Raw genomic sequence first — 11,749 nt, 5'->3', positions numbered from 1 at the left:
TGGAAGGTGGGCTAGGAGCGCGCTTGGCTGCTCCGATTCTCCACTCCCGATTCCCGATTCCCGGCCGTCAAGCAAACTGCCTGAGAAAGCGCACGTCGTTTTCGAAAAACGCGCGCAGGTCGTTGACGCCGTAGCGCAGCATCGCAAAACGCTCCACGCCCAGACCGAACGCAAAGCCGGTGTAGCGCTCCGGGTCGATGCCGACGCTGCGCAACACATTCGGGTGCACCATGCCGCAACCCAGCACTTCCAACCAACGGGTGCTGCCGTCGGGCTGCTGCCAGGCGATGTCTACCTCGGCACCCGGCTCCACGAACGGGAAATAGCTGGGGCGAAACCGCATTTCGAAATCGCGCTCGAAGAACGCGCGCACGAACTCGGACAAGGTGCCCTTGAGATCGGCGAAATTCGAATGCTCGTCCACCAGCAGGCCTTCGACCTGATGGAACATCGGCGAGTGGGTCTGATCCGAATCGGAGCGATACACCTTGCCGGCCGCAATCATGCGCAGCGGTGGTTTGTGCGCATCCATGTAGCGCACCTGCACACCGGAGGTATGCGTGCGCAGCAAGCGACCGTCGCCGAAATAAAACGTGTCGTGCATGGCGCGCGCAGGATGATGCGGCGGAAAATTCAGTGCTTCGAAGTTGTGCCAGTCGTCCTCGATTTCCGGGCCATCGGACAACTCGTAACCCAGCCGCGCAAAAATCTCGACAATGCGCTCGAGCGTGCGCGTCACCGGATGCAGGCCGCCGCGCTCGCCACGCCGGCCCGGCAGAGTGACATCGATGCGCTCGCCGGCAAGACGTGCATCCAGCGCAGCGGTTTCCAGGGTCGTTTTGCGCTCCGACAACGCTGCGCTCAGCGTATCTCGGGTTTGGTTGATCGCCTCGCCCGCAGCCTTGCGCTGCTCGGCCGGCAGCGTGCCGAGCTGCTTGAGCTGGGCGGTGATACTGCCACTCTTGCCCAGCAAGGCGACCCGCAAGGCTTCCAGTTGGTCCGGTGTCTGCGCGGCGGCGACATCGGCCAGCGCGCGCTCGGTCAGGGATTGAATCTCACTCATTGCACTCGCGCCTCAACTACTCAGCCGAACGGTGTTTCCGGATGCACCGGAATGCATGACCACTCACTTGCTGCCAGCCCTTGCATCACTCCAAGCCGGCAGCCCAAAACGCAAAAGGGGAAGGACTCGCGCCCTTCCCCCTGCATATCTGCGTTCCCTCGCCGACATCTGCACACGCATGTGCCGATGTCGCGATGACTACCCCTTTTGAAGTCCGCACATGGATGTGCGGGCTCTTGCGAGGGACTCGCACCTACTCTGTGCGAGCTCTTGCGAGGGACTCGCACTTATGCCGCCAGCGCGCCCTTTGCCTTCTCGGCCAGCGCGGCAAAGCCGGCGGCGTCGTGCACGGCGATATCAGCCAGCACCTTGCGGTCCAGGGTGATGCCAGCCTTGAGCATGCCATTCATGAAGCGGCTGTAGCTCAGACCATTGATGCGGGCAGCCGCATTGATGCGGGTGATCCAAAGCGCACGGAACACGCGCTTCTTCTGCTTACGGCCAATGTAGGCGTATTGCTGTGCCTTGATGACCGCCTGCTTTGCAACGCGGAAGACCTTACGACGGGCGTTGTAGTAGCCCTTCGCCAGATTCAGAATTTTCTTGTGGCGGCGGCGCGCCTGCACACCACGCTTTACTCGTGCCATGGTTCAGTCCTCAGAGATAGGGAAGCATACGATCGAGACGGCCTGCGTCCTCGGGACGGACGTGATTCGTCTGCCGCAAGTTGCGCTTCCGCTTGGTCGCTTTCTTCGTGAGGATGTGGCTACGGTTTGCGTGGCCGCACTTGTACTTGCCGGAGGCGGTCTTGCGGAAACGCTTGGCCGCCGCCCGGTTGGTCTTGATCTTGGGCATTGCAATGTCCTTGATGGTGTTTTGTCACTGACACGGGCGGCAGTCTTGCGACCACGCTTTCCATCCTTGCCCTTGCCTGCTTGTAAGTCCTTGATCGAACACGATCGGGACAGGTCCTGTGCCGCTTGCGCGGCTCCCGGCAAAACCGGGCCGCGCAGTCTACCCGTTGCCGGGAATTCTTGCAAATCGACGGATTCGCCGCCTTGACGAACCCCGTCGCGGCCCGTCGCGGCGCGGAATCAGATCTTCTTCTTAGGCGCGATCATCATGACCATCTGACGCCCTTCCAGGCGCGGACGGGACTCGATGACGATGTCTTCGCCCAAGTCTGCCTCGATCCGTGCCGCCATCTCGCGACCCAGTTCCTGGTGGCTCATTTCGCGGCCACGGAAACGGATGTTGACCTTGACCTTGTCACCCTCTTCCAGGAAGCGACGCATGTTGCGCAGCTTGATCTGGTAGTCGCCCTCGTCCGTGACCGGACGGAACTTGAGTTCCTTGATCTCGACCTGCTTGGTCTTCTTCTTGGCCTCGTTGGCCTTTTTCTGCTGCTCGAACTTGAACTTGCCGAAATCCATGATCTTGCAGACCGGCGGATCGGCCTGCGGCTGGATTTCGACCAGATCCAGGCCTTCTTCCTCGGCCTTGGCGAGCGCTTCGTCGCGCGACAACACGCCGACCATCTCACCGTCACTGCCGATCACGCGGACGCGCGGCACACGGATTTCTTGGTTCTTGCGGTTCTGTTTGTTGTCAGGGGTACTGATATTGCAATCTCCCAGGGGAATCGAACCGGCGCATCCGGATCATCCAGACCGGCCGGGGTTGGCTCACGCTGCCTGCTCTGCCTGCAGGCGTTCGATGAAGGCAGAGACCGTCATGGTCCCAAGGTCCTCCCCCGAACGCGTCCGCACGGCGACTGCGCCATTTTCCTTCTCGCGGTCACCGACGACGAGCAGGTACGGCACGCGTTGCAGCGTATGCTCGCGAATCTTATAACCGATCTTCTCATTACGCAAATCTGCGTTGACACGGAAGCCTTGATTTGCAAGGGTTTTCCGAACCGAGTCCACATATTCGGCCTGAGCGTCGGTGATATTTGCGACAACGACCTGGACCGGAGCCAGCCAGGACGGGAAGGCGCCGGCGTGATGCTCGATCAAAATGCCGATAAAACGCTCCATCGAACCGACGATGGCCCGGTGCAGCATCACCGGATGCTTTTTCTGGCTGTGCTCGTCCACGTACTCGGCGCCGAGGCGGCCCGGCATCATGAAGTCGACCTGCATCGTGCCCAGCTGCCAGGTGCGGCCGATGGCGTCCTTGAGGTGGTATTCGATCTTGGGGCCGTAGAAGGCGCCCTCGCCCGGCAGCTCCTGCCACTCCACTCCGCACACGCCCAGCGCGCTGCGTAGCGCGGCTTCGGCCTTGTCCCAGGTGATGTCGTCGCCCAGGCGCTTTTCCGGGCGCAGCGCGATCTTGATCTCGATGTCATCGAAGCCGAACGCGGTGTAGACCGCCAGTGCCTGCTGATGGAAGGCGGTGACTTCGGCTTCGATCTGCGATTCCAGGCAGAACACATGCCCGTCGTCCTGGGTGAAACCGCGCACGCGCAGGATGCCGTGCAGCGCGCCGGAGGGCTCGTTGCGGTGGCAGGCGCCGAATTCACCGTAACGGATCGGCAGGTCGCGGTAGCTGTGCAGGCCCTGGTTGAACACCTGCACGTGGCCGGGACAGTTCATCGGCTTGACCGCGTAGGTGCGTTTCTCCGACTCGGTGAAGAACATCGCGTCCTGGTAATTGTCCCAGTGGCCGGACTTCTGCCACAGCGATACGTCCAGGATCTGCGGGCAGCGCACTTCGCCGTAGCCGCTGTCGCGGTAGACCTTGCGCATGTATTGCTCGACCACCTGCCACAGCGACCAGCCCTTGGGGTGCCAAAACACCAGGCCGGGGGCCTCTTCCTGCAGATGGAACAAGTCCTGCGCCTTGCCGATGCGGCGATGGTCGCGCTTATCGGCTTCTTCCATGCGCAGGATGTAGGCGTCGAGCTGCTTCTTGTCGGCCCAGGCGGTGCCGTAGATGCGCTGCAACTGCTCGTTCTTGGCATCGCCGCGCCAGTAGGCGCCGGAAATGCGGGTCAGCTTGAAGGCCTTGAGGAAGCGCGTATTGGGCACATGCGGGCCGCGGCACATGTCCACGTATTCCTGGTGGTAGTACAGACCCATCGCGGTGATGTCGTCGGACATGTCCTCGATCAGGCGCAGCTTGTACTCCTCGCCGCGCTGGGCGAACACCTCGATCACTTCCGCGCGCGGGGTGACCTTCTTGATCACCTCGTAATCCTGCGCGATCAGCTCCTGCATGCGCTGCTCGATCGCCGCCATGTCGTCTGGCGTGAACGGGCGCTCGCTGTAGATGTCGTAGTAGAAGCCTTCGGCGATGACCGGGCCGATTACCATCTTGACGTCCGGATACAGCTGCTTGACCGCATGCCCGACCAGATGCGCGCACGAGTGGCGGATGATCTCCACGCCTTCGGCATCCTTGGCGGTGATGATACGCAGGCTGGCGTCATGGTCGATGACGTCGCTGGCATCGACCAGCTGGCCGTCGACCTGGCCGGCGATGGTGGCCTTGGCCAGCCCGGCGCCGATCGACTGGGCGACCTGCATCACCGAGACGGGGGATTCGAATTCGCGGCGGCTGCCGTCGGGGAGCGTGATATTGATCATGGGCAAGAATGAGGTCTGGGCTGGCTGCAGCAGTGAGCTGCCATGAGAGATCTGCCCACTGCTGGACAGGCTCGGAAATAACGTACGAGACGTGCTGCGCGGGACAACGGCACGCGGGCGCTGACTGCGCTGGGGCCGGTCCGGTCAACGGTGGGCGGTGATAGTGCTCATGTCGCACGCTGGGCCGGCGCGGAGCGCGGGCCACCTTCTCGCAAGGGGTCTTGGCCGTGAATGGTAAACCAATCAGGCGGCCACTGGGCAGTGCGGCACGCCGCCGCCGGGCGCGTGGCATGATGCCGGCCACTTGTCCTGTCCGTTGCCGACCATGACCATCAAGGGTAAAGCCACCTCGCTGGATATCGCCTACCTGGCCGGTGTGTCGCAGCCGACCGTCTCGCGCGCGTTGCGCGGCAGCCCGATGGTCAATGAGGAAACGCGCAAGCGGATTCTGCGTATCGCGCATGAGCTGAACTACAAGGTCGACAAGAATGCCTCCTCGCTGCGGCTGCGCAACGCCGGCACGCTGGCGCTGCTGTTCTTCGAAGACCCCACCGCCGACGATTCGCTGATCAACCCGTTCTTCCACTCGATGCTGGGCTCGATCACGCGCGCCTGCGCGCTGCAGGGCTACGACCTGCTGGTGTCGTTCCAGCAGCTGTCCAAGGACTGGCAGGCCGATTACGAAGACAGCAACAAGGCCGACGGCATTATTTTGCTGGGCTATGGCGATTATCAGGAATCGCGCCAGCGGCTGCAGTTGCTGGTGGAGCAAGGCACGCACTTCGTGCGCTGGGGCGCGGCATTGCCGGGCCAGCCGGGCATTTCCATCGGCAGCGACAATTATCAGGGCGGGCTGGACATCACCGAGCACCTGCTGGCGCAGGGGTGTCGACGCATTGCGTTTCTTGGCCACGCGTCCAATCACTACCCCGAATTCGAAGAGCGCTACCGGGGCCACGTGGCGGCGCTGGCGCAGCAGGATCTGGTCGCCGATGCCGCGCTGCAGTTCGATGCGATCACCACCGAATCGTCCGGGCATGCGGCATGCCTGGCGCTGCTGGAGAGCGGCAAGGCCTTCGATGCGGTGTGTGCGGCCAGCGACCTGATTGCGATCGGTGCGATGCGCGCGTTGCGCGAACGCGGTTTACGCGTGCCGCAGGACGTGGCGATCAGCGGCTTCGACGATATCGCGTTGGCCGCATCGGTTGCGCCGGCCCTGTCTACCGTGCAACAGGACACCAAGCAGGCCGGCGCGTTGTTGGTGGAAAGCCTGGTCGCGCTGATCCGTGGCGAAGCGGCGCAGAGCCGCACGATCCCGGTGCGGCTGGCATTACGCGATTCCTCGCGCAGCAGCGGGTTGCAGCCACCGCTGGGCTGGTCGCCGGCCGCGGCGGCGGAAACCGGCGATGGCGGGCGTGGGCGAGCCGCTGATGTGCCTGGGACGCGTTGAGGATTCGGGATTCGGGATTCGGGATTCGGGAATCGTTAGAGCATGCACGACGGGCTGCGATAGTGGCGGCAGACCATTGATGCCTCGTAGGAGCGCACCCGGGCGCGACGAGGCGTTACCGATCAACTCCCATCGCGCCCGCGCGCGCTCCTACCTGTTGCGGGCGTCGCGGACGGCTTGATCGGCCATCTGGACGTCGAGTTGCTTGCGTAACGCAGGGTCGGTGATCGGCGCATCCGACAGCAGCACGCGTAGACCATGCGCCGGCACCGGAAGCCGCAGGTGCCGCTGCACCGGCACCTGCTCGCCACTCATCGCATCACGCCACGTGCCCGGTTGCAGAAAGCGCGTCACTTCGATGTTTGCAGCCGCATCGCCCTTGTTGAGCAACACCAGGGCAGTCTGGCTGGTTCCTGCATGCTGATAGACGCGAAAGAATGCCGCCTGGTTGCCGCGCAACATTACGTCGACCTGCACGCCGCGCTGCAGCGCGGGCGTCTCACGGCGCACGCGGGCGATCTGCTTCAGCGGGCCGAAGATCGGGCTTTGCGGTGCTGCTTTAATGCGCTCGACGCCGAAGTAATTACGATTGCCCGCATGCTCCGCCCGCCCACGCATGAAGCCGATTTCCGAGCCGTAATAGATCACCGGGATGCCGCGCGCGGTGAACAGCCAGTTGTGCGCATCGATGAAGCCGGTGTCGCTGGCATCCAGCCGCACCATGTCGTGGTTGTCGTAAAAGCTCATCAGCTCGTACGGGTTCGCATACGGCCCCTGACGCAGAAACAACGGTTTGGCGAGCTGTTCGAAACCCTCTTGCGTGTGGCCGAAGACTGCCGAAAGCTGCTGCTTCAACGGGAAATCCAGCACGCTTACGCCAGCGTTACGTGCCCAGGTGTGGCCGGCAATCTTGTCGGCGTTGTAATCGAACGCCTCGCCAAACATGAAAAATCTCGGCCGTTTTTCGCGGATGCGCGCAACGAAGGCATGCCAGAAGCGGTCCGGCATCCAACCGATGGTGTCGATCCGGAATGCATCGGCACCCTGCTCCATCCATTGCAGATACGCGCCGGCCAGGTAATCGAGCACCGCCGGGTTGTTCTCGTTGAGGTCGGACAATTCCGCCAGACCGCCACCGGTGTTGTAGAAGGCGTGCAATGGATTGTGCTGCGGATCCAGCTGTGCCGGCGGCAGATTCTGGTGATCGGCAACCAAGCGACCACTGGCATCGTAGAGCTTGCCGAAACCGGGCTGCGCCACCGGCATGGTGTAGGCCGGCGAGCCGTGATTACCCACGATATCCAGCACCACCTTCAACTTGTTGGCGTGCATGGCGCGGGTGAAGCCGGCAAAGTCCAGTCCCGGGCTGGGGAGATGCTCGTCCAGCTTGTAGAAGTTGACACCCCAGTAACCGTGATAGCCGGTCTTGCCGTGGTCGCTGAGCGTGCTGCCGCAGGTGATCGGCTTGCCGCCGGTAAATGCCTGGTCCGGGTTGTCGACGATCGGCGTGATCCATACTGCGCCGAAACCCAGGTCGCGAATGTAGTCGGCCTGCTCGACGATGCCTTTGAAATCACCGCCCAGGTAGCCGATGTTGTCGTCGCTGCCATCGGCGCACGGGGTGGGCACATCGAAGGTGCGCTGCGCACCGCCCTGCTCGCGCTGATCGTTGCCGGTATCGCCGTTGACGAAGCGATCGGTGACCACGAAATACACCGCATCGGCGGCCAACGGCTCCAGGGTGCCGTAATACTCCCTGGAGGCAGGCGCGGCGGGCGCCACGCCCGCATACATCGTCAATGCCAGATAGATCGCACTACGCATCACTGCCCTCCCGAGGCGACGGGGACCCGCACCACGCATACGCCCGCAATCAACAGGCTGAGCCCGCCAATGGCCAACGCATAGATTGGCTGGCCGCCCAACCAGACGCGGAGCACAAAGCCCAGCGCGCTGGCAGCGACCAACTGCGGAATCACGATAAAGAAATTGAAGATGCCCATGTACACGCCCATCTTGGCGGCGGGCACGCTGTCGGACAGCAAGGCGTACGGCAGCGACAGAATCGATGCCCAGGCAAAACCGATGCCCAGCATGGACAGCAGCAACCACTGCGGGTCACGAATCACCAACATCGACAGCAAGCCCGCAGCACCCAACCACAGGTTGCACAGGTGGCTCCAGCGCAGGCCAATCGCACGCACCAGCAAAGGAATGATCAACGCTGCCAGCGCTGCAAATCCGTTGTAGGCGCCAAACAGCACACCCACCCAGTTCGCACCATCGTTATAGGCTGCCGAGACCGTATCGGTCGCGCCGAAGTGCACCTGCGTCACCGCTGCGGTGGTGTAGATCCACATCGCAAACAGCGCAAACCAAGAGAAAAACTGCACCCAGGCCAGACGTCGCATGGTCATCGGCATGCTGCGCAAGTCCTGCACGATGACGACCAGCATGCTGGTGCCCGGCAGTACACGCGTCAACGCGAGCAACGCGCCATAGGCGATACACAGGCCGGCCAGCACATACAGCATGCGATCACCGTGCTGCCAGGCGATGGCCGCAGCAAGCACGACGCCAGCAACGCACCACGCTGCGCTTGATGCCTGCGACGGCAGCGCACCGCTGCCCATTTGCGTTGCAGCGGGCGGGTGCGCGTCGTCGAAGCTTGCCAGCTGCGCGGGGCTGTATTCGCGGGTGCGTAGCACGGTCCATGCGATCGACAGGAACAACACCGCCGCACCCAGGTAGAACGCGTAGCGCACGCTGTCGGGCAGTTGCCCCGGCGGTGCGGTATTGGCAACGCCCCAGCGCGTGAGCAGCCACGGCAGGAAGCTCGCCACGATCGCACCAATACCGATGAAAAAGCTTTGCATCGCATAGCCGGTAGGCCGCTGCGCGGGTGGCAGCTGATCGCCCACCAGTGCGCGGAATGGCTCCATCGAAATATTGATCGATGCATCCAGCACCCACAGCGTGCCGGCAGCAATCCACAGCACTGGCGCGTTCGGCATCACCAACAGCGCCAGCGTGGTAAACACCGCGCCCACCATGAAATACGGGCGCCGACGGCCCCAGGGCGTCCAGGTGCGATCGGACAGATAGCCGATGATGGGCTGCACGATCAGCCCGGTGAGCGGTGCAGCGATCCACAATCCCGGTACATCGTCGACCTGCGCGCCCAGGGTCTGAAAGATGCGGCTGGCATTGGCGTTCTGCAGCGCAAACCCGAACTGGATGCCGAGAAAGCCGAAGCACATGTTCCAGATCTGCCAGAAGCTCAGGCGTGGTTTGGCGGTCATTGCGCTGTCTCCATGATGGCTGCCGGCCCGACGATCAACGCGCTGATCTGCGCCGTGTTGACCACCCCATCGCGACCGCCACGGCCGCCGTTGTACTGCGCAAAGTGCTTCAACGCGCTCATATTGAAACCATCGTCCAGCCGAAACGCACAGGCCTGCCCCGCTACCACATCGAAAGTCGCCTGCGTGGAGACCTGCTCGCCCACGCTATGCGGCATCACGATGACATGCGATTGCGCAGCTTTTCCTGGGCATTCCAGCACCAGCTGTTTCACTGCGGCAGTGACGCCGGTATTGATCGGGCCATTGTCGTTGCGATAGCGCAGCGACACGCGATGCGGGCCGCTACGCGACGGCTGCCATGCCCAGGCTTGGCTGCCGCGTAGCTCCTGCGCCGGACCAAGCGTCAACGAAGGACTGTGCAGCGATTCGAGACCTGCCACACGCCGGGTCAGGCTGAGCACATGCAACACCCCGTCATCGGCAAGATCCCAATGTTCACTGGCGTCCAACGCACGGCCATCCATGTATAGCGTCGCGCCAGCGGGAATGGCGATACGGTGACCGCCGCCCCGCCGTTGCGCAACCGGCATCGCTGGCGTTTGCGGTGCAAACACCTGCACCGGCTGCGGCGGCGCGGCCAGATCGGCCTTGCGACCGACCAACTGCACCTGCGTGGTCTGGCCCTGCTGGGTGACACGGCCGGCCACCAGTAACTCGCCCTCTTCATTTGTCGGGCGCAACAACACGTACCGACGAGTGCCCTGCTCCAGCACGATCCGCTGGCGGTCGCCGAACAGCAGCGGCAGCAGGCTGCGCGGCAATTTCGGGGCAACGCTGCCATCGGCAGACACGCCGAAGACGCCGTCCAGCACCGCAGAAAGATAGCCGGCAACCGACCACAGCTGACGCGGCGAATTCACCACCGGGCCACTGCGCACGCCATCTTCCACATGCACGGCCAGGCTCTGCATCTCGTAGTTTTCCATGTTGGAGCCGGCCAGCGCGCTACCGCGCATCAGCGATTGCAGCTCCAAGGCAATGCGCGGCGCATCGTCCAGCGCACGTGCGGCGCGCAAGGCGTAGGCACTGACGAATGGCCAGATGGCGCGATTGTGATAGATCGGCTGCGCCGCTTCCTGCGGCCATACCACCGGGCTGCCTCCGGCAACCACCGGATAGTTGCGCAGCGCGGTGCGTGCGCGCTCTGCGGGGAACACATCGGCCAGCACGCCCAACGAGACGCCCAGCAGATCGACCTTGGCATAGCGCACCGGATGCGCCGCCGTGCCGAGATAACTCACATACTGGCTGCTGCCCGCATCCCAGAAGCGTGCATCGATGGTCTGACGCAATGCATCGGCCCACTGTGCGTAGTCGGCAGCGCGTGCGTCGCCATGCTGGCGTGCCAGCTGCTCGGCCAAGCGCAATGCCTGGTAATGCAACACGTTGGTCGATAGCGCGAACGACTCGGCGATGAAGCGCACGTTCTCCCGCGTCCAGTCCGGATAGGTTTGCTCGCGCCAATCCAGAAACGAGGTTTCGCCACGGTAGAGGCCGATCTGCGCATCGAATACCGCATCGCGATCCTGCGCGATCGTCGCCTGCAGCGCCTGCCAGACGTCTTCAGCAAACTGTGTGTCGTCCAGCAATCCACGTGCGGCCAGAAACCACACCACGCGGTCGCTACTGATCGGCCAGCTGCCACCGGAGCCGGTGTCCTGCGCCACGAACACACCAGGGGTCTTCCCATCGCGTGCGGCCGATAGCTTGAAGCGCAAAGCATTGCGGGTGCGCTCCGGTTCCAGCCGCGCCAACGCCAGATCGGCGGCAAAACTGACATCGCGCGTCCACACATACGGCCAGCGTTCGCCGGTCTCGAAGCAGTTGCACGGCACCGGCTTGCCGGCGTTGAAGGCCGGATCGCGGATCGCATCGACACGGTCGTCGGCCATCTCCTGCTGCGCCAACGCAAACAAGGCATCGAACATCGGGCTGGCGGTGTGCGTGCGCATCGGCTGTGCGGCAATGCGGCGCTCGCCCTGCGGCCAGCGCAACACAAAGCTCCCATCGTCCAGCGCCTGCGCATGTGCGCGGCGCCCCTGAAATTCCAAGTCGTCGGCCAATACCGGCGAGCTTGCCGCAACGCCGAGCGTTGCAGCCATGCAGATCATCTTCAGCATCGAAGCGGCGAGACGGCTGGTGCCGTCGGCCTTCCTCCCTCGTTGCACGCGTTGTGGTGCGCGGCACAGGCGTGCCACGGTCGCGGACCCTCCCAGGTGCCGTACGCCATGGTAGACGCGCACCCTGCCCTGACGCATCACTGCATACGTATTCATGGCGG

Annotated in this window: 9 protein-coding genes; 1 reads left to right on the top strand and 8 read right to left on the bottom strand. The window is 63.3% G+C overall.

All coding sequences use genetic code 11. The features are described 5' to 3' along the window. Nucleotides 1-67 precede the first annotated feature (67 nt). From pheS to thrS, 5 genes are all read right to left on the bottom strand, one after another. Nucleotides 68-1,063: a phenylalanine--tRNA ligase subunit alpha gene (pheS, locus tag ASF90_RS14415; protein WP_055851500.1), complete on the bottom strand. Its 996-nt coding sequence runs from the start codon at nt 1,061-1,063 to the stop codon at nt 68-70. Nucleotides 1,064-1,350: 287 nt separating this feature from the next. Then, nucleotides 1,351-1,710 carry a 50S ribosomal protein L20 gene (rplT, locus tag ASF90_RS14410; RefSeq protein WP_006449140.1) on the bottom strand — a complete coding sequence of 120 codons (360 nt, stop codon included), beginning with the start codon at nt 1,708-1,710 and terminating at the stop codon, nt 1,351-1,353. A 10-nt stretch (nt 1,711-1,720) separates the two neighbouring features. Then, nucleotides 1,721-1,918 carry a 50S ribosomal protein L35 gene (gene rpmI / locus ASF90_RS22480; RefSeq protein ID WP_006449141.1) on the bottom strand — a complete coding sequence of 66 codons (198 nt, stop codon included), beginning with the start codon at nt 1,916-1,918 and terminating at the stop codon, nt 1,721-1,723. 239 nt (nt 1,919-2,157) lie between these two features. After that, the gene (gene infC / locus ASF90_RS14405) at nt 2,158-2,685 is read right to left on the bottom strand and encodes a translation initiation factor IF-3 (protein WP_074052463.1); all 528 of its coding nucleotides are present in this window, start codon (nt 2,683-2,685) and stop codon (nt 2,158-2,160) included. 63 nt (nt 2,686-2,748) lie between these two features. Continuing rightward, entirely contained in the window at nt 2,749-4,653 is a 1,905-nt protein-coding gene (gene thrS / locus ASF90_RS14400) for a threonine--tRNA ligase (RefSeq protein ID WP_055851497.1), read from the bottom strand. A 325-nt stretch (nt 4,654-4,978) separates the two neighbouring features. On the opposite strand from thrS, the gene ASF90_RS14395 reads away from it, so the two are divergent. Beyond that, entirely contained in the window at nt 4,979-6,103 is a 1,125-nt protein-coding gene (locus ASF90_RS14395; protein WP_055851496.1) for a LacI family DNA-binding transcriptional regulator, read from the top strand. A 150-nt stretch (nt 6,104-6,253) separates the two neighbouring features. Here the strand turns inward: ASF90_RS14395 and ASF90_RS14390 are convergent, their stop codons facing one another. The 3 genes from ASF90_RS14390 to ASF90_RS14380 are packed head-to-tail and all read right to left on the bottom strand — an operon-like array spanning nt 6,254 to nt 11,588. After that, complete coding sequence (locus tag ASF90_RS14390; protein ID WP_055851495.1) at nt 6,254-7,927, bottom strand: alpha-amylase family glycosyl hydrolase; 1,674 nt, start codon at nt 7,925-7,927, stop codon at nt 6,254-6,256. Then, a complete protein-coding gene (locus ASF90_RS14385) occupies nt 7,927-9,405 on the bottom strand; it encodes an MFS transporter (RefSeq protein WP_055851492.1) in 1,479 nt (492 codons plus the stop codon). Before ASF90_RS14385 ends, ASF90_RS14390 begins: the two co-directional genes overlap by 1 nt. Further along, on the bottom strand, nt 9,402-11,588 hold the full coding sequence (locus tag ASF90_RS14380; protein WP_055851490.1) for a Six-hairpin glycosidase-like protein: 2,187 nt from the start codon (nt 11,586-11,588) through the stop codon (nt 9,402-9,404). The genes ASF90_RS14385 and ASF90_RS14380 overlap by 4 nt, the downstream gene beginning before the upstream one ends. Nucleotides 11,589-11,749: the final 161 nt, after the last annotated feature.

The sequence above is a fragment of the Xanthomonas sp. Leaf148 genome (assembly GCF_001423585.1).
In the GTDB taxonomy this organism is placed as follows: Bacteria; Pseudomonadota; Gammaproteobacteria; order Xanthomonadales; family Xanthomonadaceae; genus Xanthomonas.
Note: the sequence above shows the minus strand (reverse complement) of the source record. Positions and strands in the feature narration are given on the sequence as shown.